The sequence below is a fragment of the Aquimarina spongiae genome (assembly GCF_900141785.1).
GTDB lineage: Bacteria > Bacteroidota > Bacteroidia > Flavobacteriales > Flavobacteriaceae > Aquimarina > Aquimarina spongiae.
In genome coordinates this window covers 494,294-520,012 of sequence record NZ_FQYP01000003.1, presented here as the reverse complement: position 1 = coordinate 520,012, position 25,719 = coordinate 494,294, and the positions used below count along the sequence as shown (strand labels likewise).

At 36.8% G+C, this 25,719-nt stretch carries 25 protein-coding genes; 11 read left to right on the top strand and 14 right to left on the bottom strand.

Annotated features, from left to right (window positions below; translation table 11 throughout):
• Window positions 1-17: 17 nt before the first annotated feature.
• Genes BUE24_RS09610 through BUE24_RS09600 form a run of 3 tightly spaced genes read right to left on the bottom strand, consistent with a single transcriptional unit; the run spans window position 18 to window position 2,321 of the window.
• Window positions 18-1,430 carry a GspE/PulE family protein gene (locus tag BUE24_RS09610; protein WP_073315779.1) on the bottom strand — a complete coding sequence of 471 codons (1,413 nt, stop codon included), beginning with the start codon at window positions 1,428-1,430 and terminating at the stop codon, window positions 18-20.
• Complete coding sequence (locus BUE24_RS09605; RefSeq protein ID WP_073315778.1) at window positions 1,430-1,912, bottom strand: hypothetical protein; 483 nt, start codon at window positions 1,910-1,912, stop codon at window positions 1,430-1,432. Before BUE24_RS09605 ends, BUE24_RS09610 begins: the two co-directional genes overlap by 1 nt.
• A 1-nt stretch (window position 1,913) precedes the next feature.
• On the bottom strand, window positions 1,914-2,321 hold the full coding sequence (locus BUE24_RS09600; protein ID WP_073315835.1) for a prepilin-type N-terminal cleavage/methylation domain-containing protein: 408 nt from the start codon (window positions 2,319-2,321) through the stop codon (window positions 1,914-1,916).
• A gap of 328 nt (window positions 2,322-2,649) precedes the next feature.
• On the opposite strand from BUE24_RS09600, the gene BUE24_RS09595 reads away from it, so the two are divergent.
• From BUE24_RS09595 to BUE24_RS09580, 4 genes are all read left to right on the top strand, one after another.
• Window positions 2,650-3,234, top strand: coding sequence for a HupE/UreJ family protein (locus BUE24_RS09595; RefSeq protein WP_073315777.1), 585 nt, complete (start codon window positions 2,650-2,652; stop codon window positions 3,232-3,234).
• Window positions 3,235-3,320: 86 nt separating this feature from the next.
• Window positions 3,321-3,752 (top strand): deoxycytidylate deaminase, encoded by a 432-nt coding sequence (locus BUE24_RS09590; protein WP_073315776.1) that lies wholly within the window; start codon window positions 3,321-3,323, stop codon window positions 3,750-3,752.
• Window positions 3,752-5,338 (top strand): S41 family peptidase, encoded by a 1,587-nt coding sequence (locus tag BUE24_RS09585; protein ID WP_073315775.1) that lies wholly within the window; start codon window positions 3,752-3,754, stop codon window positions 5,336-5,338. Before BUE24_RS09590 ends, BUE24_RS09585 begins: the two co-directional genes overlap by 1 nt.
• 9 nt (window positions 5,339-5,347) lie before the next feature.
• Window positions 5,348-5,653, top strand: coding sequence for a hypothetical protein (locus BUE24_RS09580; RefSeq protein WP_073315774.1), 306 nt, complete (start codon window positions 5,348-5,350; stop codon window positions 5,651-5,653).
• 18 nt (window positions 5,654-5,671) lie between these two features.
• On the opposite strand, the gene BUE24_RS09575 is transcribed toward BUE24_RS09580, so the two are convergent.
• Window positions 5,672-5,866, bottom strand: a complete 195-nt coding sequence (locus BUE24_RS09575) for a hypothetical protein (protein ID WP_073315773.1) — start codon at window positions 5,864-5,866, stop codon at window positions 5,672-5,674.
• 33 nt (window positions 5,867-5,899) lie between these two features.
• Window positions 5,900-6,472 (bottom strand): MarC family protein, encoded by a 573-nt coding sequence (locus tag BUE24_RS09570; RefSeq protein WP_073315772.1) that lies wholly within the window; start codon window positions 6,470-6,472, stop codon window positions 5,900-5,902.
• A 112-nt stretch (window positions 6,473-6,584) separates the two neighbouring features.
• Here BUE24_RS09570 and BUE24_RS09565 point away from each other — a divergent pair, with 112 nt between their 5' ends.
• The 4 genes from BUE24_RS09565 to BUE24_RS09550 all read left to right on the top strand — a co-directional run bounded on the left by BUE24_RS09565 (window position 6,585) and on the right by BUE24_RS09550 (window position 12,735).
• Entirely contained in the window at window positions 6,585-7,154 is a 570-nt protein-coding gene (locus BUE24_RS09565) for a DUF3109 family protein (protein ID WP_073315771.1), read from the top strand.
• 392 nt (window positions 7,155-7,546) lie between these two features.
• Window positions 7,547-8,524 carry a ribonucleotide-diphosphate reductase subunit beta gene (locus BUE24_RS09560; protein ID WP_073315770.1) on the top strand — a complete coding sequence of 326 codons (978 nt, stop codon included), beginning with the start codon at window positions 7,547-7,549 and terminating at the stop codon, window positions 8,522-8,524.
• Between the two features lie 317 nt (window positions 8,525-8,841).
• Entirely contained in the window at window positions 8,842-11,304 is a 2,463-nt protein-coding gene (locus BUE24_RS09555; RefSeq protein ID WP_073315769.1) for a ribonucleoside-diphosphate reductase subunit alpha, read from the top strand.
• An 87-nt stretch (window positions 11,305-11,391) separates the two neighbouring features.
• The gene (locus tag BUE24_RS09550; RefSeq protein WP_073315834.1) at window positions 11,392-12,735 is read left to right on the top strand and encodes a deoxyguanosinetriphosphate triphosphohydrolase; all 1,344 of its coding nucleotides are present in this window, start codon (window positions 11,392-11,394) and stop codon (window positions 12,733-12,735) included.
• A gap of 47 nt (window positions 12,736-12,782) precedes the next feature.
• On the opposite strand, the gene BUE24_RS09545 is transcribed toward BUE24_RS09550, so the two are convergent.
• The gene (locus BUE24_RS09545; protein ID WP_084549468.1) at window positions 12,783-13,238 is read right to left on the bottom strand and encodes a lipocalin-like domain-containing protein; all 456 of its coding nucleotides are present in this window, start codon (window positions 13,236-13,238) and stop codon (window positions 12,783-12,785) included.
• A gap of 160 nt (window positions 13,239-13,398) precedes the next feature.
• Window positions 13,399-13,845 (bottom strand): lipocalin-like domain-containing protein, encoded by a 447-nt coding sequence (locus tag BUE24_RS09540; protein ID WP_073315767.1) that lies wholly within the window; start codon window positions 13,843-13,845, stop codon window positions 13,399-13,401.
• Between the two features lie 353 nt (window positions 13,846-14,198).
• Between BUE24_RS09540 and BUE24_RS09535 the strand changes: the two genes are divergently transcribed.
• Window positions 14,199-16,847, top strand: coding sequence for a T9SS-dependent M36 family metallopeptidase (locus BUE24_RS09535; protein ID WP_073315766.1), 2,649 nt, complete (start codon window positions 14,199-14,201; stop codon window positions 16,845-16,847).
• Window positions 16,848-16,854: 7 nt separating this feature from the next.
• On the opposite strand, the gene BUE24_RS09530 is transcribed toward BUE24_RS09535, so the two are convergent.
• Window positions 16,855-18,621 carry a 1-deoxy-D-xylulose-5-phosphate synthase gene (locus BUE24_RS09530; protein WP_073315765.1) on the bottom strand — a complete coding sequence of 589 codons (1,767 nt, stop codon included), beginning with the start codon at window positions 18,619-18,621 and terminating at the stop codon, window positions 16,855-16,857.
• Window positions 18,622-18,719: 98 nt separating this feature from the next.
• Between BUE24_RS09530 and BUE24_RS09525 the strand changes: the two genes are divergently transcribed.
• The gene (locus BUE24_RS09525) at window positions 18,720-19,169 is read left to right on the top strand and encodes a nucleoside deaminase (protein WP_073315764.1); all 450 of its coding nucleotides are present in this window, start codon (window positions 18,720-18,722) and stop codon (window positions 19,167-19,169) included.
• A 111-nt stretch (window positions 19,170-19,280) separates the two neighbouring features.
• A complete protein-coding gene (locus BUE24_RS09520; protein WP_073315763.1) occupies window positions 19,281-20,057 on the top strand; it encodes a carboxypeptidase-like regulatory domain-containing protein in 777 nt (258 codons plus the stop codon).
• Window positions 20,058-20,106: 49 nt separating this feature from the next.
• Here the strand turns inward: BUE24_RS09520 and BUE24_RS09515 are convergent, their stop codons facing one another.
• The 6 genes from BUE24_RS09515 to aspS all read right to left on the bottom strand — a co-directional run bounded on the left by BUE24_RS09515 (window position 20,107) and on the right by aspS (window position 25,629).
• Window positions 20,107-20,304, bottom strand: coding sequence for a cold-shock protein (locus tag BUE24_RS09515; protein WP_073315762.1), 198 nt, complete (start codon window positions 20,302-20,304; stop codon window positions 20,107-20,109).
• A gap of 91 nt (window positions 20,305-20,395) precedes the next feature.
• Window positions 20,396-20,647: a hypothetical protein gene (locus BUE24_RS09510; protein WP_073315761.1), complete on the bottom strand. Its 252-nt coding sequence runs from the start codon at window positions 20,645-20,647 to the stop codon at window positions 20,396-20,398.
• Window positions 20,648-20,657: 10 nt separating this feature from the next.
• Window positions 20,658-22,442: a chloride channel protein gene (locus BUE24_RS09505; RefSeq protein WP_073315760.1), complete on the bottom strand. Its 1,785-nt coding sequence runs from the start codon at window positions 22,440-22,442 to the stop codon at window positions 20,658-20,660.
• A 23-nt stretch (window positions 22,443-22,465) separates the two neighbouring features.
• On the bottom strand, window positions 22,466-23,308 hold the full coding sequence (locus BUE24_RS09500) for a tetratricopeptide repeat protein (protein ID WP_073315759.1): 843 nt from the start codon (window positions 23,306-23,308) through the stop codon (window positions 22,466-22,468).
• On the bottom strand, window positions 23,280-23,828 hold the full coding sequence (locus BUE24_RS09495; RefSeq protein ID WP_073315758.1) for a hypothetical protein: 549 nt from the start codon (window positions 23,826-23,828) through the stop codon (window positions 23,280-23,282). Before BUE24_RS09495 ends, BUE24_RS09500 begins: the two co-directional genes overlap by 29 nt.
• A gap of 52 nt (window positions 23,829-23,880) precedes the next feature.
• Window positions 23,881-25,629, bottom strand: coding sequence for an aspartate--tRNA ligase (gene aspS / locus BUE24_RS09490; RefSeq protein WP_073315757.1), 1,749 nt, complete (start codon window positions 25,627-25,629; stop codon window positions 23,881-23,883).
• Between the last annotated feature and the right edge of the window lie 90 nt (window positions 25,630-25,719).

Sequence of the window (25,719 nt, the reverse complement as noted above, 5' to 3'; positions counted from 1 at the left end):
TTCCAAGGTCATTACTTTTAATTCGTAGCCAGAATGGCATACACTTCTTCTACAGAAGTATGACCTTCAAGTACCAGGCGTATGGCGTTGCTTTTTAATGTTTTTATATTGTTTTCGGCGATATAATCATCTATTTGTAATTCGTTGTGCCGTATTGTTGTTTCTAGTTCTTTGGTTATTGGTAATATCTCATAAATTGCTTTTCTACCCAAGTAGCCCGTCTGATAGCAATGATTGCAACCAACAGGGACATAATGTGTGTTCAATGCTTCGGGAATTTCAAATCCAATTGGAAAATCTTTGGCCTCAGCATGTTTTTCTTGTTTACAATGAGGACATAGTTTACGCACCAGTCTTTGAGCAATACTCATGGTTAAGGTACTTGCCAATAAAAAAGAAGGCACATTCATGTCGATTAACCTTGAGATGGTAGCCCAAGCCGAATTCGTGTGTATAGTAGAGAGTACCAAGTGACCAGTTAGTGCCGCTTTTATAGCCATTGCTGCTGTTTTATCATCTCGAATCTCACCTACCATAATTACGTCTGGATCCTGTCGTAAAAAGGCGCGTAAGGCAGCTGGGAAATCAAATTCAATATCTTCTCGCAATTGAACCTGATTGATACCCTCGAGCGTATATTCGATAGGATCTTCTATGGTAAGGATGTTGGATACTTCTTTGTTTAGCTCTTTTAGTGTAGCATACAAAGTGGTTGTTTTACCAGAACCTGTAGGTCCAGATATTAAAATGATTCCTTGTGGTTTTTTTACTGCTTCTCTATATATTTCAAGTTCTTGTTCAGTAAAGCCAAGATCGTTGAGTTGTACTTGCTGTGTATTTCGATTCAGCAATCGCAGCACAATTTTCTCTCCGTACAAAGTAGGCATTGTAGATACCCTGATATCAAATTCTTCATTCCCGTTTTTGAACGTAATACGTCCGTCTTGAGCGAGCCTTTTCTGAGAGATATCCAAACCGGACTGGATCTTGATTTGATTCACCAATTGAGGAAATTCCTTTTTGGTGATCGTATACATTTCTTTAAGTTTTCCATCTAATCTAAAACGTACTCTACAAAACTTCTCGTAGGGCTCCATATGGATATCACTACTTCCAAAATCTTTTGCTGTAGCGATTAGCTTTTGTAAAAAGTTATCCTCGTAATGCAGTTGTTCTTGCGAGGTACTGGTTTTTCTATAGTTAAGAGTTAGATAAGATTGTAAATTTTCAGAAGTCTCTTCTATTAAAACAATACGTTTGTTAAGGATGATAGAGAGTTCTTTTTCCAGGCTTCCATTTTGTTGGTTGTCGGTTTTAAAATGAATGGTGTTTTCTTCTTTTTGAACAGGTACAATTCTATAATGAAACGCCTGATTTGAAGTGATCAATTGTTTTAAATGTACGGGTATGTCAAAACGATCTACACTCATTATATCAGGAATAAATTAATCGATTTTGTAAGCCAATTGGCGGCAAAAATGAATAATACAAAACAGGACATATATCCGGCCAGGGGAATCGTATTGTAATTGCTTTTGTGTTTCAGGACGATCCATGTAATCAATGAAAACAACAAGGAAAACACAAAGATGATCACAAAAGTAACGGTTGGGAAAGCAACAGCCAATGCAAAAAAGAATAGGGCATCTGCTGGACCAAAAACTTCTTTAAAAAAGGACTTTTTGATTTTTAAAAAAGTATAGATGTACAATACAGAAAGTACCAATGTGATAATAGCAGTATTTATCAGAACCGCATTGATAAAGTGAATAGATATAACATTTTGATAATGCTGATATCCAAACAAGAGCATCAGAATGGGCAACAAAAACCAATAGACCTCACGACTTTTGATATCCTGATAGATGATAGCTCCAAGGCTAAGCAAAATAAGTCCCTTCAAAATTAGCATATTAATCTTTTACAATCTGTTTTGGACTCCCTTTTTCATCAATTTCCCAAACGTTGAAAGTGCCGTCTCCATCAAAGTCAACTACCGCAGTAGCCCTAGCTTTAAAATTTGAAACGGAAGCTTCGATAATTTCGTAACTATAATTGGCAGTACCACCATTTTGTACAGTGGTTGGAGCTTCATAATTGATTTCAGAAAAATCCAAAGAATATTTGGAGTTCAAATACCGATATTGCGTTTGCATGTTACTGATTGTACTTAACTGTATTTTTGCCTCTTGAGCCTTGGTTTGCGCAATCAATGGCAAAAAGTTAGGTAATGCGATGAGTAATAAGATCCCAATAATGGCCAATACCAATAACATTTCCTGAAGATTAAAAGCTTTAAGCTTGTATATCTTGGCGTTCATAACTAGTGTTTTAATAAATTTAGGAGGAGACAGCTGACAAAAATATACTTTTTCGTTTATTAAAGGTTGCATTTCTAATACAAATGTTACCCTCAAAAGTGTAATTTTTTTTGATTCCTTGCTTTTATAAGGCTTTTGAAGAGTGTACGTGGTTAAAACCCCGCAGTTTTATGTAGCTAATTGAGCAACAATAACTTTGCTAATCTTTTTAAGATGAGCTTAACATTACAGATTTGATGGTTTGATGAACTTTTGAATAAGATTTAATAGCAAATTTTAGGATTCTCCTTTTAAATTGTACATTAGCGAAACCTCAAAAACCATAAATATGTCAGAATTTTGGCTTTATATAAAGCTTGGCTTTAGTCATGTGCTGGATTGGACAGCCTATGATCATATACTTTTTCTAATCGTTCTGATTGTTGGGTATACCTTTGATAATTGGAAAAGAATATTATTGCTAGTTACCTTATTTACGGTAGGGCATACGATTTCTCTTTTTTTGGCGGCCTACAATGTGGTTTCCGTAAATTCAAGACTTATAGAATTTTTAATTCCGGTTACGATTCTACTTACGGCTTTGTATAATGTTTTCACTTCAAAATCGGGTTCCAAAAATGATAAAGTATTCATTTTGTATGGTGCTACGTTGTTTTTTGGGCTCATACACGGATTTGGTTTTTCAACTTATTTTAAAGCAATTAGCAGTAATACAAGTTCAAAAATTTTACCACTTATCGAATTTGCTTTAGGAGTAGAAGCGGCACAAGTTGTTATTGTATTTTTTGTGCTGATCGTAAGTTTCGTCTTCGTATCATTACTCCGATTTTCAAAACGCGAATGGATTTTGATTGCATCTTCAGTAGTGATAGGAATGGTCATCCCTATGCTTGTCGAAAATAAAATTTGGTAATTAAGTAATGTTTTGGGTTGTATTTGCCACATGGTAATAATATATTCGTATTTTGAATGTTAAGCTAATACAAGTCGATCTACCCTATGTCTAAGGAAAAACAACTGAAGTATGATAAAGCCTACTTACGAATTGCTAGAGAATGGGGGAAATTATCGCATTGCGAAAGAAAGAAAGTTGGTGCGGTTATTGTAAAAGATAGAATGATAATCTCCGATGGATTTAATGGGACTCCAACAGGTTTTGAAAATCCATGCGAAGATGAAGAAGGATATACAAAGTGGTATGTACTGCATGCAGAGGCTAATGCAATTCTGAAAGTTGCCTCTTCTACGCAGTCTTGTAAAGGAGCAACCTTGTACATTACATTATCACCATGTAGAGAGTGTAGTAAATTGATTCATCAAGCTGGAATTGAACGAGTGGTGTATCATGTAGCATATAAAGATGATTCCGGGCTTGCTTTTCTTGCCAAAGCCGGAGTAGAAATAGAACAGATTACGGATTTAGAAGATTAATGGGATATTCAAAAAAATACTTGCCCTTGTTTTTAGGAGTAGCTGTGGGAGTGGGGGTGTTTTTAGGTAGCAAACTGGATTTCAGTAGCAACCCTTCTACCAAATTATTTGCTTCTAACGCAAAAAAAGAAAAACTCAATCGGTTGATTGATTACATCGACTATGAATATGTAGATGAAATCAATACCGATAGTATTGTCGATGTTACTGTAAACAGAATTCTTGAAAATTTAGATCCCCATTCAGTGTATATACCTCCAGAAGAATTGGAAGGAATTACAGAAAGTATGCAAGGTGATTTTATTGGGATAGGAGTTACCTATTATCCATTTAGAGATACCATTTCTGTCATCAATACCATTAAAGGAGGACCTAGTGAACAATCCGGGATCAAAGCTGGCGATCGAATTCTTATGGCAGATAATGACACTTTGTACGGAGAAAGTTTGTTAAGAGAGCGGCTAGCGGATAAATTAAAAGGTGAAATTAATAGTCAGGTACAACTCAAAGTATTTCGCAAAGGCACTGGGGTGTTTGATGTTTTGGTGAAAAGAGGAAGAGTGCCTTTGAAAAGTGTTGATGCAGCTTATATGTTATCCGATAATATGGGATACATTAAGGTCAATAGATTTGCAGAAACTACCTACAAGGAATTCAAAACAGAATTGGACCATTTAAAAGATAAAAATGTAGAATCACTGGTCGTTGATTTGAGAGATAATGGAGGTGGTTTTATCGCTCCGGCACTTAGAATGGCTGACGAATTTTTGGAAGATGATGTGCTGATTATGTTTACGAAGAATAAAAAGGGTGCTATCGAAAATAATTATGCGACACAGAAAGGAGATTTTGAAAAAGGGAAAATATATGTATTGATTAATGAAAACTCGGCTTCTGCCAGCGAAATTTTTGCTGGAGCCATACAGGATAACGATCGAGGCGTCATTGTTGGAAGACGCTCTTATGGAAAAGGTTTGGTGCAGCGAGAAATGGCCTTGGGAGATGGAAGTGCCGTTCGGCTTACCATTTCCAGATATTATACACCAACAGGGAGGTCTATCCAAAAGCCATATGGAAATGGGAATAAAGAATATTTTAACGAATACCTTACCAGATATAAGAATGGAGAGATGATTAGTGCAGATAGTATTAAAGTTGCAGATTCTCTGAAATTTAAAACTCCAGGCGGTAAGGTAGTATATGGCGGTGGTGGAATTATCCCGGATATATTTGTAAGTAAGGATACTACCAGAGTTGGAGAGACGTTAAACTATTTATTGCGTTCTGGTCGAATGGGACGTTATGTATTTGAAGAATTGGATAAGAAAAGAATTTTTTATAATGAACTTTCAGAAGAACAGTTTAGTGAAGAAGTTGAAATAGATGACGAGTTTGCTGAAGGCTTTATGCTGTTTTCTCGTAGAATAGGAGTAGAAATAGAATTGCAAAATTATCAGGATCAGTTAAAAAAATATTTGAAGGCAACCATGGCGCAACAATTGTTTGGGACCAACGCCTTTGAGAAAATTATTAATGAAGATGACGCTATGATTAAAAAGGTGTTATCACTTTCTGAAAACGACTAATTCATTTTTATGTCAGAATTAAAAGAATATCTTGTTGCCATTGCGGTGTGTTCTCCACTTTTTTTCTTTATCATAGCGGTAGCTTTCCGACTGTTGGATAACAGTGCATCCATTTTTTTGAAACATGATATATTAGTGGATACCTCTTACGTTTCTGCCGATGTAATTCGGGAGCATATGAAAAGTTCAAACGATGCTCAGCTCAAAAAATCATTAAAAAGAGCACTGTTGTGTAGGAAGTTGCATAATTTTTTTATGATTCTCATGGTAATCTCGATACCTCCTGTTATTATCGCTTGCTTTTTCTTGTTCTAAAAGATAGAAGTCCTCAAGTTACTTGTTCTTTTCCTGAATCTTTTTGGAGATCAGTAAAATAAGCATTAAAATGATAACACATGCCGATGCAAATATCCCGACGAGTGCAGTTTTGCTTTCTTCTTCAAACAAATCATTGAAATCTAAATGAAAGATGTTGAAAATGAGTAATCCTGTAGCAATTGTAATTAGTGAATATATAAAATACTTCAAAATTTAATGTATTTAATAAGATAAAACGAATGGTTAAAACAACCCTTTAATATTAGTAGCAAATAGCTTAACTGCAATAGCTAATAATATGACTCCAAAAATCTTTCGAACCACATTAATCCCCTGTTTCCCCAGAACCTTTTCGATTCTTCCAGAAGATTTAAGTACGACATAGACAAAGATAATATTAATGACAATAGCAATTACAATATTGATAGGTTGATACTCTGCTCTTAGCGATAAAATAGAGGTCATTGTACCGGCTCCGGCAATTAGCGGAAAAGCCAAAGGAACCACTGCAGCAGTCTCAGGGGCGTCATCTTTATACAATTGCACGCCCAAAATCATTTCTAAAGCAATAAAGAATAAGATAAAGGATCCGGCAACCGCAAAAGAATTCACATCAATCCCGATCAGATTAAGGATTTCTTTTCCTATAAATAAAAAAACAATCATAAGTAAGCCTGCTACGATAGAAGCTTTTTCACTTTGAATATGACCTACCTTTTTGCGTAAGTCTATAATGATAGGGATGCTTCCTATGATATCAATGACCGCAAATAAGATCATGCTGGCTGTCAAAATTTCTTTTAAATCAAAGTTCATAAGTTAATGGTTTCAAAATTTGTGCAAATGTAAACAGTCTTAATTTAATAAAGGTATTATAAAAAGGTGAATAATTTGTAAAATTATAAGCTATTAAAAGTATCTTAGCGCCATGTTTCAGTTAGGAAAAACTATAGTTTCAGAGGATATTGTGGAGAAAGATTTTGTTTGTAATCTTTCTGCTTGTAAAGGGATATGTTGTGTAGCGGGTGAGGCAGGAGCGCCTTTGGAAGAATCTGAAATTAAGAGGCTGAAAGAAGTGTATCCGGTAATCAAACCTTATTTACGTAAAGAAGGTATAGCGGCTGTTGAAAGTCAAGGAGTATATATTAAAACGGTTAATAATGACCTTGAAACGCCTTTGGTTAATGGTGCAGAATGTGCCTATGTTGTTTTTGATGATCGTGGGACCGCTTCTTGCGCCATCGAACAAGCTTATAATGAAGGTAAGGTGGATTGGAAAAAACCTATCTCATGCCATCTGTATCCAGTAAGGGTGCAGGAGTACACAGAGTTTGCAGCGGTGAATTATCATAAATGGGAAATATGCGATGATGCGTGTGCGTTAGGGAAAGAGCTAAAAGTGCCCGTCTACAAGTTCGTAAAAGAGGCGCTGATCAGAAAATTTGGAGAGGATTGGTATATGGAATTAGAAAAAGTTGCCGAAGGGTTGAAAAAGTAATTCCGAGACCCAAAATTCACTACGATTTCAAATTATTTTCAACTTTTTTTGTTAAAATTTCACTTAGAATTGGGTTACGGTTATCCCGTAAATCGATGATTTGGTGGACCAGAGTTTTTGTAGGTAAAAACGGTGTGAATAAGTGTGAAATAGGGACTTCCCGAGGTTGCTAACAGGGCTGTTGATATCTTTTTCAAAGTCTTGCAATGACTTGATATACAGTTGTTTAATTTTATTTTTGGTTTTGTTTAACGAGAAGGGGTAATCTGGCTCGTGTTGAAAACTTTGTTGAAAACGTTTATTAACTTTTAGTAGAACATCTTCCCTATTTTTTGATCTTTGTAAGACCCTTTAGAAACAAAAAATCGTCAAGAAAAGTTAAAAAAATTAAGATGAGCGCTGTAGAACCAATTTTGCAAGAAAATAAAGACCGATTTGTAATTTTTCCAATTCAACATCATGATATTTGGGAATGGTATAAGAAATCTGAAGCTAGTTTTTGGACTGCTGAAGAAATAGATTTGCACCAGGATATTACAGATTGGGGTACAAAGCTTACCGATGATGAGCGTTATTTTATTAAGCATATTTTGGCCTTTTTTGCAGCTTCAGACGGAATTGTAAATGAGAATTTGGCAGAGAATTTTGTAAACGAAGTTCAATATAGTGAAGCTAAATTCTTTTACGGATTTCAAATCATGATGGAAAACATCCATTCTGAAACCTATTCTTTACTTATAGATACTTATGTTAAGGACGAAAAAGAAAAGGATGTACTTTTTAAGGCGATAGAAAATTTCCCTGCAATCAAGAAGAAGGCAGATTGGGCGTTACAATGGATCGAGTCTGATTCGTTTGCAGAGCGTTTAATTGCTTTTGCAGCAGTAGAAGGAATTTTCTTCTCTGGAGCATTTTGTTCTATTTTCTGGTTAAAGAAAAGAGGGCTAATGCCAGGGCTTACTTTTTCTAATGAGTTGATCTCAAGAGACGAAGGTGTGCATTGTGATTTTGCAGTTCATTTGCATAACAAGCACTTGGTGAATAAGGTGCCTAAAGAGAGAATTAGACAAATTCTTATCGATGCATTGAATATCGAAAGAGAGTTTATTACAGAATCACTTCCGGTAAGTTTAATTGGGATGAATGCGAAGTTAATGACGCAGTATCTTGAATTTGTTACGGATAGATTATTAGTAGAACTAGGTTGTGAAAAAGAATATGGAACTTCAAATCCATTCGATTTTATGGATATGATTTCATTACAAGGGAAAACAAACTTCTTTGAAAAGCGAGTTTCAGAATACCAAAAAGCGGGAGTGCTTAACAAAGATGATGAGAACAATAAAATAAGTTTTGACGCTGATTTTTAATCATTAAAAATCGATCAGAATTAAGATATATTCATTCTGAGCTAGTCAAAAACGTTTCTTCTGTTTAAATCGATTAGCTCAGTTTGATAAAGTTCGATAACAAGAACTAACACAAGAAAAGGGACGAAAGTCAGTCAATTTAGAATATAGTATCAGATAAATTCTGTTCAATATGAATGGAGTTCACCAGATCTCACGCCTTAATGTTGATCATTAAGGAGGGCAATATTTTTTGATTTTCGAATTAGGAATATAAGTAACACAAATTAACATCAATTTCTTCGCAAAGAAGAAAGTTTTAAAAACCAAAAGACAGTATGTATGTAGTAAAAAGAGATGGGCGCAAAGAACCAATTATGTTCGACAAGATTACCGCAAGGGTAAGAAAATTATGTTATGGACTAAATCAACTAGTTGACCCCGTGAAGGTGGCGATGAGGGTGATAGAAGGATTATATGATGGAGTAACAACTAGTGAGTTAGATAATCTTGCTGCCGAAATAGCAGCGACGATGACAATAACACACCCTGATTATGCGAAACTTGCCGCACGTATCTCTGTCTCTAACTTACATAAAAACACTAAGAAAACATTTTCTGAAGTGGTGACTGATCTTTATGAGTATGTCAACCCAAGAACAGAAAAGAAAGCGCCTTTGATCTCTGACGAAGTATACGAAGTGATCATGGCGAACAAAGAAAAATTAGATTCTACGATTATTTACAATCGTGATTTTGGATATGATTATTTTGGTTTTAAAACATTAGAGCGTTCGTATTTGTTAAAGATCAACGGTAAAATTGCGGAGCGTCCACAGCATATGTTGATGAGGGTTTCTATCGGTATCCATTTAAATGATTTGGATGCAGCTATCGAGACCTATGAGTTGATGTCGAAAAAGTACTTTACACATGCTACGCCAACGTTATTCAATTCGGGAACACCAAAACCACAGATGTCTTCTTGTTTTCTATTAACAATGAAAGACGATAGCATCGATGGTATTTATGATACATTAAAACAAACTGCAAAAATTTCACAGTCAGCAGGAGGGATAGGATTGTCTATTCATAATATACGTGCTACAGGATCTTATATTGCAGGAACTAACGGTACTTCGAATGGAATTGTGCCCATGTTACGAGTATATAATGACACTGCTCGTTACGTAGACCAAGGAGGAGGAAAGAGAAAAGGGTCGTTTGCAATTTATGTAGAGCCATGGCATGCAGATATTTTTGATTTCTTAGACTTGAAAAAGAACCATGGTAAAGAAGAAATGCGTGCTCGTGATTTATTCTATGCGATGTGGGTTCCGGATCTGTTTATGAAGAGAGTGCAGGATGATGCAGAATGGACATTGATGTGTCCTAACGAGTGCCCTGGGTTATTTGATATTCATAGCGACGAGTTTGAGGAAGCTTATACTCGTTATGAGAAAGAAGGAAAAGGTAGAAGAACGATTAAGGCAAGAGAGTTGTGGGAGAAGATCTTGGAATCTCAAATAGAAACAGGTACACCTTATATGTTGTATAAGGATGCTGCGAACCGTAAATCAAATCAGCAAAACTTAGGAACTATTCGTTCTTCTAATTTATGTACTGAGATTTTGGAGTACACAAGCGAAGATGAAGTAGCGGTATGTAACCTGGCTTCTATCGCATTGCCAATGTTTGTTAAGAACGGAAAGTTTGATCATAAAGAGCTGTTTAGAATTACAAAACGAGTTACCAAAAACTTGAATAGAGTAATCGACCGCAATTACTATCCAGTTAAGGAAGCAGAGAATTCTAACATGCGCCACCGTCCTGTAGGGTTAGGAGTGCAAGGATTAGCAGATACTTTTATCCAGTTGCGTTTACCATTTACTAGTGATGAGGCTAAAAAATTGAATCAGGAGATTTTTGAAACCTTGTACTTTGCTGCAGTAACAGCATCTATGGAAGAGGCTAAAGCAGATGGCCCATACCAGAGTTATGAAGGGTCTCCAATCTCTAAAGGAGAATTCCAGTACAACCTATGGGGAATTAAAGATGAAGAATTAAGTGGTCGTTGGGATTGGGCAAAGTTGCGTAAGCAAGTGCTTAAAAATGGAGTGCGTAACTCCTTATTAGTAGCGCCAATGCCAACAGCATCTACATCTCAAATCCTTGGGAATAATGAGGCATTTGAACCATACACAAGTAATATTTATACAAGACGTGTATTGTCTGGAGAGTTTATCGTGGTAAACAAGCACTTACTAGAAGATTTAGTGAAGCTTGGGTTATGGAATGATAATTTAAAAGATGCCATTATGCGAGCTAATGGATCTGTTCAGAATATCGATATTATTCCGCAGGATCTTAAAGAATTGTATAAGACCGTTTGGGAAATGAGTATGAAAGACATTATCGATATGTCTCGTCATAGAGGATACTTTATCGATCAGTCTCAGTCATTGAACTTGTTCATGGAAGGAGCTACAATGGCAAAACTAACTTCAATGCATTTCTATGCCTGGAAAAGCGGCTTGAAAACAGGAATGTATTACCTGAGAACGAAGTCTGCGGTAGATGCGATTAAGTTTACACTTAAAAATGATAAGAAAGAAGAACCACAAGCCGAAAAAGTAGCCGTAGCCGCTGCACAAGTAATGGAAGCACAAGCAGCTAAGGAGCAACCAGCACAAGATCCTGTAACACCAGAGGGAACTTCGCTATCTCCAGAGGAGCTAAGAGCACTAATAGCTCAGGCCAAAGAAGGCGAAGGAGACGATTGTTTAATGTGTGGGTCTTAAGACGACCTAGATTTATATAGAGAAAAAAGGGAAGTATTAAAGGGTGCTTCCCTTTTTTGTATATTCGAATTTTCTTTTAAAAATATGATGAATTGGGAACAACTCCTATCCCTAAAACGATATGGAGATAAAAATAAAAGACTACGCAAAGAACAAGATGAAACCCGATTAGGATTCGAAGTAGATTATGATCGTATCATCTTCTCGTCGGCCTTTAGAAGTTTACAGGATAAAACGCAGGTCATACCACTCTCTAAAACTAGCTTTGTGCATACCCGGTTAACACATAGTTTAGAGGTCTCGGTAGTAGGTAGATCTTTGGGCAGAGTAGTAGGAAAAAAGATTCTAGAAAAACATCCGCATCTATCGACGATACATGGGTATCAGTTTAATGATTTTGGAGCTATTGTAGCAGCAGCTGCTTTGGCACATGATATAGGGAACCCTCCTTTTGGACACTCCGGAGAAAAAGCAATAGGCGAGTATTTTAAAACAGGAAGAGGGAAACAATACAAAGAACAGCTTACTCCAAAACAATATCAGGATTTGATTGATTTTGAAGGTAATGCAAATGGGTTTAAGATTCTAACCGAATCCCGCGAAGGCATCGAAGGCGGGTTGCGCTTGTCCTATGCCACCTTAGGAGCTTTTATGAAATACCCTAAAGCATCGTTACCCAAAAAGCCAACATCTCATATTGCACATAAGAAATATGGTTTTTTTCAAAATGAGAAGATCTTCTTTGATGAAGTAGCTGAAGAAGTAGGCTTACTGAAACAAAACATCAAAGGGGAAACTACCTATAGCAGGCATCCATTAACCTATTTGGTAGAAGCTGCCGATGATATTTGTTATACTATTATTGACTTTGAGGATGGGATTAATTTGGGACTCATACAAGAAGAATATGCCTTAGAGTACCTGATCAAATTGGTAAAAGAGACCATTAACACAACAAAGTATAACCAACTTACAACTACTGCAGATCGATTGGGGTATTTAAGATCTTTGGCCATCAATACATTGATACAAGAGGCAGCAAGTATTTTTATAGATAACGAAGAGAAAATCTTATCGGGTACTTTTGATACTGCATTAATAGATAAGAGTAAATATGATGCTCAAATTAACGACATCATTAAGATTAGTATAGATAAGATTTATCAAAGTCAGGAAGTCACCGAAAAAGAGATCGCGGGATATGAGATCTTAGCTACATTGCTTGATCAATATTGCGTAGCCGCAGATCGATATAATGCTGGAGAAGCTTCCAATTACGATAAGCTGATTTTAAGAGCCGAAGGTCATAATTTTGACTATCAAAATGAAGAGGTGTATACACGATTGATCAGCATCAGTAATTTTGTAGCAAGCCTTACCGATGGGAATGCTTTGTTGAAGTTTCAAAAGATAAAAGGTTTGAAAATATAAAAAAAGCCACCTTGTCAACGGGTGGCTTTTTTGTTTAAAATAGATTGTTATTGTCTTGTGTAGGTGTCTACATATACAATGGTTTCTGTATCTTCAATATCGGTATATTCTAATTTTAAGGAAGTAGCGGTTAATTCAATAATTTTTTCGGTATCTTGATCTGTACCCATATCGGCTGTTTCGGTATTAAGATTGCCTGATACTAATTCCCAAACATAATCTACACTGGTTGAAGTCTTGCATTCTCCTTGGTCTAAATACCCTTCAACATATACAGCTATATTTTCTCCGTTTTGAGTTTTTGAAAGTTGCATGGTGTACAATAGATCACATGCATCTAGTTCTACTGGCACGCCATTTTCTGAAAACCCTGTAAGTTTCCAGGTGCCAATGAGGTTTGCTTCTGAAATTTCGATAGTTTCTGGGGTGTCATTATCATCACTTCCACAAGAAAATAGAGAAACAATCATTAGTAGACATAAGGATAGATGTAGTTTTTTCATAATAGATAAAATAATTTAGTTTATACAGGTATGTGTGTCAAAACTGAATTTATTACCATGTGGATGGTGTTTTTTTGATAGGATTGAAATCAAATGAAAGCATTAGGACTAAAAAAGGCCGCATTAATGCAGCCTTTTTTATTATGTGGAAAGAAGATGTTTAAATTCTTCTGTACGTTTCTATGTAAACCAGTACTTCGCCATTGTCTTCATCTCTATACTCGATAGTTAATGTAGTTTCGTTTAATGTAGTAACGGTGGCAGTTTCAGTTTCTGTTATTGCCCCTGCTGTAAAAGACAAGGTTAGTTGATCTCCCGCCAAAGACCATCCGAATTCTTCTGTTTCAGGACCGGTGCAAGTGATTTGATTGTTTGTAGAAACAGAATTAAAGAATCGACTAACTACGATTCCACCTTCTCTAAATTCTATAGTTTCTTGCAAATCACACTCGTCAAGAGTTTCGGCAACTCCGTTTTCTGAGGCAGATACCCATTGCCAAGTCCCTATGAGACCAGTACCACTTACCTCGGTGCCATCGTCGTCGTTCCCACAGGAAACCGCAGCGATTGTACAAATGAATAGAATAAATAAACTTAGTTTTTTCATGGTTTTAAAATTTGGTAAAATCTTCACGAATTAACAATTTTAATGGATGACCACCAAATCATAGAAATAGAAGAGTGCCGAATCCAGAACAAAATATTTTTATAATGGCTAATTTTTTGTTTTTTACATGAAAGTATATGAATATAAAACCGACCATTATATTTATACGTAAATACTTGTGAGTAAATGTAGTAAAGAGAAAAAAATGTTATGCATAAATAAGGGGATGCATTGCACATACTACAGATCTTTTAGATTATTCTTATCTTAAAGGCTCTTTTTTCTACTATCATCACAAAATCATAGGGGTATAATTTTTGTGATTTACTCATCAGGATTAATTGATAATTGGTATGAAACAGTTCTATTTTTTAGTTTTTTTAGCCTTTATAGGCGCTTTCCGTGTTGGAGCTCAGTCTTCAGATTTAGAAGTAATAAAAGCATATTTGATACAAGAAGGGATGTCACCAAAAGATGTTTCTGGATTAGTGATTCAGAGTGAGTCCTTTTCAAAAAGCTTACAATCGAATAATGTATATGTTGTTCAGTCTTATAAAGGAATACCAATTCAAAATGTCATCGGGAATTTTACAATAAGAAAAGGAAAAGTGGTTTCTTTTGCAGGTAATTTTATTGACAATATAGCATCAAAAATAAATGCGATATCGACAAGTATTTCTCCTGTCACAGCAGTGAAAAAAGCTGCATTGTCTCTCGATTTGGGTGTGGTGTCCGGAATAGAGGAATTAGAAAATACGAAGAGCAAAAAAGATACTTACCTTTTGTCCAAGGGGAATATTAGTAAAGATGATATCCCGGTAGCACTGGTTTATGAGTTTAAAGATGATCGTTTACAATTGTGTTGGGATCTTAATATACATACTGTTGATGGAGCACACTGGTTTAGTGTAAGAGTAGATGCAATTAACGGAGAACTGGTGGCCAGAAATGACTGGGTGGTTAGCTGTTCTTTTGAAAATCATACCCATCAGCAAAAACAACATAACACATTTTCATTGTTTAAAAATAATGTTGAATCTTCTGCAGCTTTTATGGATCCTGTGTACAATGTATATCCTATTCCTGCTGTAGAAAGTCCAAATCACGGAAGTCGACGATTAGTTTCCGGCCAGGAAGACGAAATGGCTTCTCCTTTTGGGTGGCATGATATCGATGGAGTTGCGGGAGCGGATGTAACTGTTACTTCAGGAAATAATGTAATCGCTTCTGAAGATGTAAATGGTAATGATGGATTAGGTGAGCAACCCGATGGAGGAGCAAATCTAATGTTTGATTTTGCTTTTGATCCTGATGCCGTTTTTCTGAATAATCAGAATGCTTCTATCACCAATTTGTTCTACACAAATAATGTGGTTCACGATGTTTGGTATCACTACGGCTTTGATGAGTCTTCTGGTAATTTTCAGCTGAATAATTATGGTCGTGGTGGATTTGGTAGTGATGAAGTGATCGCGGATGCGATAGATGGATCAGGAATAAATAATGCCAATTTTACTACTCCTCCAGATGGAAGAAATCCGAGGATGCAAATGTTTGTGTGGAATCCTCAAACCAGTCCGGATATAGAAGTGTTTGTGGTGAACAATACAGCTCTTGCAGGATCTTATGTTATTGTTGATAACAGTTTTGATCCAGGGCATGTAGACGCACCAGAAGTACCAGATGGGTTAACTGCTAATTTGGTATTGGCAGTGGATGACAACCCTACGCCAGATGCCAATGACGCTTGTAGTGCGATTATTAATGAAGCCGAGGTAAACGGAAATATCGCAGTAGTGAGGCGGGGGGAGTGTAGTTTTGCAGATAAAGTATTTCGATGCCAGCAAGCTGGTGCGATTGCTGTTCTAGTGGTAAATAATCAGCCGGGAGATCCTATAACGATGGCAGGAGGTAACGGAATGATTACTATTCCAGCGGTAATGATAGGTATGGATGATGGAGAAGCTATTATTACCGAAATGGAAACCAATACAGTAAATATTACCTTGTCTGATGCTGGGTTAAATATCGTAGTAAACGATGGTTCTTTTGATAATGGGATTATTATACACGAATACGCGCATGGGATTTCTACACGTTTAACAGGTGGTGCTAATACATCCAATTGTTTAATTGATTGCGTAGAGTTTGATGACGATGGGAATTGTATTCAAGAAACAGAACAAATGGGTGAGGGTTGGTCTGACTGGCTTGCGCTAATGATGACTATAGAATCGGGAGATACTGGAGCAGATGCCAGGGGGATTGCGACTTTTGCTACTGGTCAACCTATAACTGGAGTTGGACTTCGTCCTTTTCCTTATAGCACCGATACTACGGTTAACCCTGTTACTTATGGAGATACTAATGACGAAACTAATTTCTCTGCTCCGCATGGAGTAGGATCCATATGGGCTTCTATTCTTTGGGACTTGAACTGGGCATTGATAGAACGGGATGGTTTTGATCCAGATTTGTATAGTGGAACAGGTGGGAATAATCTGGCCATGCAATTGGTAATAGATGGATTGAAGCTTCAAGTATGTAACCCCGGATTTGTTGATGGGCGAGATGCAATTCTGATGGCTGATGAGATTGCTAACGAAGGAGCAAATACGTGTTTGATTTGGGAGGTATTTGCTGCAAGAGGAGTGGGTTGGAGTGCTGACCAGGGTAATAGCCGATCAAGAATAGATCAGGTAGAAGCATTTGATTTACCACCGGCATCAGAATTAAACTGTGACGAAGCGAATGGCAATTTAGGAGAATTTATAATAGTGCCTAACCCATCCGGAGGATCATTTAATATCAGAGTTCCTCAAGATATGGGTAATAGTTCTATTAGAATCTATGACGTAAATGGTCGCTTTGTGTATGAAGAGCAAGCAGTGATACAGAGTGTATATCCTATTGATGTAGTGCTTAGAGCGGGGATTTATATTTTAAAAGTTGAAGCAGAAAATGGTTCTGCATCCTACATTTCAAAAATTGTGATTAGATAATTATCGGTTAGACATGCTTTAGAATTGTAGAAGTGATCCCTGCGGTAGAAATACCACAAATTTCATGAAGTTCTTCTATTGTGCCGTGATGAATAAACTGATCAGGCACACCTAGGTTGATGACACGAGTTTTGAAATTATTTTCATTTCCGTAGGAGAGGATATTGTTTCCAAAACCACCGGTAACAACTCCATCTTCAACAGTAATAATGGTGTGATATTCAGAGAATATAATGTTTAGTAACTTGTGATCCAACGGCTTTATGAATGGAAAATGATAGTGGCTTACGTTTTGTTTACTCTGGTTTATCGCTTGGGAGACAGCAGTTGCAATTGCTCCGGTAGAAATGATGGCAACCTCCTTTCCTTTACGCTTTGTTGTTCCTTCACCTATAGTCATCTTGTTAAATGGTTGTCGCCAATCCGAAATATGTCCTCTACCCCTGGGGTAGCGAATAGCTATTGGGTGGTCTAAACCTAAAGAGGCGGTATATAACAAATTGCGTAATTCTATTTCGTCGGCTGGAGCGGTTACGACCATACTTGGAATGCAATTCAAATAGGCGATATCAAAAACTCCGTGATGCGTAGCGCCATCTGCTCCTACAAGACCGGCTCTGTCTACGCATAAAACAACAGGTAAATCTTGTAAAGCTACATCATGAATCACTTGGTCATAAGCTCGTTGCAAAAAAGTAGAGTAAATAGTGCAAAACGGAATCATGCCTTGAGTAGCCATTCCAGCAGCCAAAGTTACTGCATGTTGTTCTGCGATACCCACGTCCAATGCCCTATCGGGCATTTCCTGCATCATATATTTTAAAGAGCTACCAGTAGGCATAGCAGGAGTGATCCCGATGATTTTTTCGTTTTCTCGTGCGAGTTCTAATAACGTATAACCAAAAACATCTTGAAATTTTGGAGGTAGATTAGTACTATCTTTTGGAATCAGATCTCCTGTGGAGGCATCAAACTTACCAGGAGCATGATATTTGACTTGGTTTTCCTCGGCCTGTTTCAGTCCTTTTCCCTTTGTGGTAATAATGTGTAAAAGTTTTGGTCCATCCGTTGATTTTAACTGCTCTAATGTTCTAAGTAGAGAAGATAAATCATGACCATCAATCGGGCCAAAATAGTTAAAATTCAAAGCCTCAATAATGTTGTTTTTCCTAGGCTTTACTCCGACTTTTGCCTTGGTTAGGTATTCCTTAAGTGCTCCCACACTAGGGTCTATACCAATAGCATTGTCGTTCAGGATCACCAACATATTCGTGTTGGCAACACCAGCATGATTAAGCCCTTCAAAAGCCATTCCGCTGGCGATTGAAGCATCTCCAATAACCGCGATATGTTGTTTAGATAGCTCTCCCTTTAGCTTTGATGCAATGGCCATACCCAAAATTGCAGAAATAGAAGTAGAAGAGTGTCCTACTCCAAAAGTATCGTATTCGCTTTCACTTCTTTTTGGAAAACCACTGATTCCATTGAGCTGGCGGTTGGTATGAAAAATATCTTTCCGACCGGTTAGAATTTTATGAGGATAGGCTTGATGGCCTACATCCCAAATCAACAAATCGTTTGGGGTGTCAAAAACATAATGTAGGGCTATAGTCAATTCGATCACACCCAAACTTGCTCCCAAATGCCCTTCTTTGGTAGCCACAATATTGATCACAAAATCACGAAGTTCTTGTGCTAAGATGGGTAACTGTTCTGCGGATAGTTGTCTTAGATCCGAAGGGTTTTGAATTTGTGAAAGCAATGATGTTGACATGTGACAAAAGTAAGGTTTTGTGCTGGTACTTTATAATCTTTTGTGAGATGCGGATTACGGATAATTTTAGCTAGTTTTACAACAAAATAGAACGTGCCATGCTAGATCCGTTTGATGATACCTATTTTATGAAGAAAGCGCTTCAGGAGGCAGAAAGGGCTTTTGAAAAAGATGAAGTTCCGGTTGGAGCTGTAATTGTAGTGTCAAATAAAATAATTGCCAGAGCCCATAATCTTACAGAAATGCTTAATGATGTTACCGCTCATGCCGAGATGCAGGCCATTACCGCGGCAGCAAACTTTTTGGGAGGTAAATACTTGAATGAATGTACTATGTATGTAACCCTTGAACCCTGCCAAATGTGTGCAGGAGCATTGTATTGGAGTCAGATAGGAAAGGTGGTCTATGGCGCCGCAGATGAAAAACGAGGCTTTAATTCATTAGGAGCCAAACTGCATCCTAAAACAGAAATGATAGGTGGGGTGCTGCAGGAAGAATGTAGCCAGTTGTTAAAACGTTTTTTTGTTGAAAAACGTAATCTAAATTAAGAATCTCGGATAAGTGCTTTTTTACGGATCTATGGCCCTTAGAGGAATGTATGAAGAATGATTTGCAACCTGTTGGTTGAGCTATAGTCCTTATAGCATAAACCGAGACCAATGCAAAAAATCATTCTGTTATTTTTTGGAGGCATGACTTCTATTGTCTTTTCGCAAGAGTATACCAAGCTTAACGGAAGAATTGTCTCTGAAACAGATGATTGGGATGATGTCCATGTGATTAATAAAACCCTAGAGGTAGGTACGATCACTGATCAAGAAGGGTATTTTTCAATTCGAGTAACACCTGGAGATACGTTGATTATTTCTTCTATACAGTATGTGCCTTATACTCATATTGTGTCTTCTTCAGATATACAAAATGATGATTTTTTGATAAAATTAAAGGAAAAAGTAAATGCCCTGGATGAGGTGACGGTGTCACAGTACTCCTTATCTGGCCGTATTGAAGAGGATGTGTCGAAAATACCAACATACACAGAAAACCTTCCTTTTTTTAGCGCTGCAGAATTGATGCAGATGAATTTACCAGAGTTTAATGATGCGCAATCCAACATAAAAAACATTGCGCTAAGAGATGATTTTACACCCACATCAATCGATTTTTTGGCTCTGGTAAAACTAGCTGGAGGTTTAGTTAAAAGAAAGAAGTATACAGCTTATGGCCCTCCTAAAACAGTAGTAGACTATTTTGATGAACAATTTATTGTTGAAATGCTGGAGATTCCAGAAACGGAATATTACAATTTTGTCGATTTTGTAAACGAAAATGCTGAAACCAAATTGGTGCTTCAGTCAAAGGATGAATTAAAGATTCTAGAGTTTTTAATAGTTCAAAAAGAGGTTTTTATAGAAAAGTATAATATCAGGAAATAAAAATAGCGCTGTACAAACAGCGCTACTCAGAAACTGGGTGCTTTATATCTTATTCGTGAATTACGCGCACATTTGCCGCAATAACTCCTTTACGTCCTTCTTGCTCTTGATATTCAACTTTGTCACCTTCATTTAAAGCGTCGCCATCGATTCCTGTAGCGTGAACAAAGATGTCTTTACCGGTTTCGTCGTTGGTTATAAAACCATAACCCTTTGATTCATTAAAAAATTTAACTGTTCCTTCCATTGTAATAAAAAATAATAATTGAGTTCTAAAGGTAGGTCTAAATATTTTATGAATCGTTATGAAAATGTGAATATTTTAAAAAAAACAATTTTCAAGCTTTGTCCTTTTTGTTTTGGTAATCTCTCATTTTCTTAAGATTCTCTTCGGTTAGCATATAATCCTTTACCTTCTTGTTTTTCCATCGATGATAGATGAAAATGGGCATCAAAACAAAGGATGCAACTAGGATGGCTACACCAACAAACTTGTCTCCAGTGGTATGATCTCCGATGTTTTTGAAATAATATCCAACCAAAATACTAGCCAGAATAGCTACAAATAAAATTCTGATAATATATTTCATAAGTATACGATTAGCCGGTAAAATTAATCAACTTTCTTCGATATGAGGTAAGTAATTTAGATTTTGAGATAAATCCATGATATTTTCCATTTTTTATCACAGGAAGATTCCAGGCGCCTGTATCTTGAAATTTCCTCATTACCGTTTTGGCATTGTCTTCTTCATAAACAATACTTGCTTTAATCTGAGACATCAAAGTCTCAACTTTTACTTTGTGATATAAAGTGATGTCGAACATAATATCTCGTATGTCATCCAACGAAACCATCCCGATAAGTTCATTTTCGTCATTTGTGACCGGAAACAAATTTCTATTTGACTTTGCTACAGCTTCACTTAACAATTGTTTTAAAGTGAAATGAGGTTGTACCGCTATGAAATTGGTTTCAATACAATCTTCCAGGTTCATTAGAGTTAACACCGTTTGATCTTTATTATGAGTCAATAGCTCACCCTGTTCAGCTAATTCACGATTGTAAATATTGTGTTCTATACTGTTTTTAGAAATAAAGAAAGAAATCCCTGTAGTGATCATTAGAGGGACAAATAATTCATAACTCGAAGTAATCTCAGCAATCAAAAATATCGAGGTTAATGGAGCATGCAGCACACCAGCAATTAATCCAGCCATACCCAATAGTGTAAAGTTAGCTTCAGATACTTCTAATCCTAATCCGAGATTGTTGATTACTTTGGATACCACATTTCCCAAAGCACTCCCCATAACCATCGTCGGGATAAAGATTCCACCCGATCCTCCGGCAGCAAAAGTTGCGGTCATAGCAACCGCTTTAAAAATGGTTATTCCTACAAGCAATCCTATTACCACCCATATGTTACTGGTAATAGTATCGAATGGAGTTTCACCAATAGCGGTATAATGGTCGCCTCTCAAAAGATCGTTGATAAAACCAATTCCTTCTCCATAAAGCGGGGGAATAAAATATAGTAACCCCCCAATCGCAAAACCACCGATCAACAAACGATGAATTTTTTTAGAAAAACGATCAAAAAAATGTAGAATTCCAAAGTACATTTTTGTGAAATAAATGGATGCTACTGCAGTACCGATACCTAGAATGATATAAAACGGAGTATCATAAATATCAAATTTTTCAATGACATCAAATCGAAACAATACCTCGTCTCCCAAAAAGAAATAAGAAGTCAATATTGCGGATACCGAGGCAAAAAGTAATGGAAGTAACGAAGTGAGTGTTAGATCCAGGCTAAATACTTCTACAGCAAATACCAAACCAGCCAAAGGAGATTTGAAAACCGCAGAAATTGCACCAGCGGCGGCACAACCGATCAACAAAAATCGAGTTTTCTCACTTAGTTTAAACAGAGAACAAATATCTGAGCTTATTGTTGATCCAGATCCGATTGCAGGTCCCAATAATCCAACAGACCCACCAAAACCTACGGTAATAGGAGCCAGGATCAACGGTAAATATCCGTGTATAGGTTTTATGATTCCGTTTTTCTTGGATAATGAGTTTAAGATTAATGGGATGGCGGAGCGTACGTCTCTTTTAATAATGTATTTGGTAAAGATGTATACAATAAGTAAACCAATTACCGGGATAATAAAATAGAAAGAAGTTTGCCAGGAGATCACGTCACTCTGTAAAACGACTTGAATAAGGTGCGTCAAATTTTTGAGTAACAAAGAAACAAGTCCTGCGGTAAAACCTACAATAATACTCAGTAATAAGATAAAATTCTTATTAGAAATGTTGCGGTAACGCCATTTCAGTATTTTGTATAGGATACTTTTTCTTGAGGACGTCATGGATAGTTAGTTCTACTATAAAGTTAACTATTTTCTAATTGCTTTTTTAATCCTTCTAAATCTTGAATGTAAATTTGATAAAGTACTTCAACATAGTTCCGGCTGTGAAAATAACCCAGATCAAAGTCTTTTATTGCCTCATCGATGTGATGTTTTGCTTTTGGAAAGTCGTTTTGTGCAGAAAAGCATTTGGCCAAATAATAATGTGCATCTGCATAATGGTTACCAGAATATTGAAGAACTTTTAGAAAATCTTCTATAGCACTTTCGATTTCATTGTTTTGGTAGGCGATGATACCACGATATAAAAATGCGGTTACATCAGCATAATCCTCACCCGAGGTTGCAATTTGCTCATTGATATAGGTGTCAAAATATAATTTTGCTTTGTCCCAATCCTTAAGCCCCATATAGGCAACACCTCTCATATAGTTTACACTCTGTCCCTGCGGATAGTCGTCAAAATCTGGTGTCAACTGATCTGTAGCATCAAAATCTTCAATTGCTTTTTTGTAATTTCTATAAAAGTAGAGGTAGAGGTACCCTCTCCAGCCTTGCCAATTTACAGGATCAAGGGCTACTGCTTTATCAAATAGAGGTTTCCACTGCACAGGCATTCCACGTTTCAGATAAGGAATCGATAATTCTCTACGCGCATCTGCGTTGTTGGGATCCAAAGCGATAGCATGCTCAACCAAAGTCATCATTTTTGATGAGCCTTGATAATGAGGGCTCAGTAGTAACGTCTTTCCATTAATAATTTGATCTGCCTTTGCTTTTTTCTCCTCCTCGGTTAGGGGAGAATCGCATGAGGCAATACCAAGAATGATTACAAGACTAAGGCAGTATTTCAGTGATTTCACCATTTTTTATTTTATAACCAACATATACATAATAATCTATCGGAGTATCTTTTCCTTGTAAGACCTTCCAGTTTTCAGAATCGGCAGTTAATTGGTGTAACTGATCAATGAGCTCTTGGTTAAACTGGATTGTATTAAAGTCGAAATCTGTTCCGGTAATCTCAAACCTTCCTGTTTCTCCTTTACAATTTACAATAAACCTAAAAAATAAATATCCAGAGTTTGTATAATGATTGTTGCCATAAGTTTCTAGAATATTTTTTCTAAACGCCCATTTGTTTTCTTTAAAAGCTTCAGGAATTGCACCGTGGTGGGTTTTATAAACTTTTGTTTCGTTACAGGTTTCAAAACCTTCTTTAGAAATTGTTTTTTGCGGATCTAGATAGCCAATATAATGTGGATATTTTTCCTGATCCACACTGTGTTTTCCAACATGCTGATAATAGAACCACCCGGCTAGAGCAATCACAATAAATACCAAAGAGGAGATAATAATGAGTATTATCTTTAGTAATTTCTTCATATTCTAAAAATAAAAAATCCCGCTAAAAGCAGGATTTTTTTTGATATGTTTTTTAAAGATCGAGTTGAATATTCAACTCTTTGAGCTGTTCCTGATCAATAGTTGCAGGGGCATCGATCATGACATCCCGGCCACTGTTGTTTTTTGGGAAAGCAATAAAATCTCGAATGGTTTCCTGACCACCCAAAATAGCAACTAATCTATCAAATCCGAAGGCAATTCCACCGTGCGGAGGTGCACCATATTGAAAAGCGTCCATCAAAAATCCAAACTGGGCTTTAGCTTCTTCAGGTGTAAAACCTAAATGATCAAACATTAATGCTTGTGTTTCTTTATCATGAATACGAATAGAACCACCACCTATTTCATTACCGTTTAATACCAAATCGTAAGCATTAGCACGAACCTCACCAGGTTTTGTGTCCAATAAAGGAATATCTTCTGGCTTTGGAGAGGTAAAAGGATGATGCATAGCGTGGTAACGTTCTGTATCTTCATCCCATTCCAAAAGTGGGAAGTCAACAACCCATAATGGAGCAAACTCCTCCGGATTACGTAATCCTAAACGCTCTGCCAGTTCCATACGTAATGCGCTTAATTGTGCTCTTACCTTGTTGGTCTGACCAGAGAGTACGCAGATCAAATCACCAGGTGTTGCGCCAGTAACTTCTGCCCATTTGGCCAAATCCTCTTGGTCATAAAATTTATCTACAGATGATTTGTACGAACCATCCTCATTACATTTTACATATACCATTCCCAAAGCACCAATTTGAGGTCGTTTTACCCAATCGATCAATTTGTCGATTTCTTTTCGGGTGTAGGATGCTCCCCCAGGAACGGCGATACCCACTACCAACTCTGCTTCATTAAAAACCTTAAAATCTTTATGCTGTGCTACGGTATTGAGCTCACCAAATTTCATCCCAAAACGGATATCTGGCTTGTCATTTCCGTAGGTTTTCATAGCCTCATCAAAGGTCATTCTTGGGAAACCTCCAATTTCAACTCCTTTAATGTCTTTGAGTAAATGACGTGTTAACCCTTCAAAAATGGTTAAGATATCTTCTTGTTCAACAAAAGCCATCTCGCAGTCGATTTGCGTAAATTCTGGTTGTCTGTCGGCTCTTAGATCTTCATCTCTAAAACACTTTACAATCTGGAAGTATTTATCCATACCACCTACCATCAACAATTGTTTGAAGGTTTGTGGAGATTGCGGGAGCGCATAAAATTCGCCTTCATTCATTCTCGAAGGTACCACAAAATCTCTTGCTCCTTCAGGTGTTGATTTGATCAAATAAGGAGTTTCTACTTCAACAAAGCCGTCGTTAGAAAGGTAATTACGAACTTTCATTGCTACCTGATGACGAAACATCAAGCTATTTTTTACTGGATTTCTACGAATATCCAGATATCGATATTTCATTCTTATATCCTCTCCACCATCAGTTTCATCTTCTATAGTAAAAGGAGGTACAATAGCTTCGTTCAAAACCTGTAATTCATTTACCAAAATTTCAATATCTCCAGTTGGGATATTGGCATTCTTGGATTCACGTTCGATTACAGTACCCTTTACTTGAATAACAAACTCTCTTCCAAGGGTTTTTGCCTTTTCAACTACTTCGGCAGGCGTTCTTTGCTCATCAAATATAAGCTGGGTAATCCCATATCGATCCCTAAGATCTACCCAAATCATAAATCCTTTATCTCTGGTTTTTTGAACCCAACCGGCTAGTGTGACTTCCGTATTAACGTCTGAGGCTCTCAATTGGCCACAAGAATGACTTCTGTACATGATTATATGTCTTATTAAGGCTGCAAAAATAAGAAGTTTATTGGATATCTAATCACTGTATTGAGTATAGTTTTTTGTAACCGATATGAT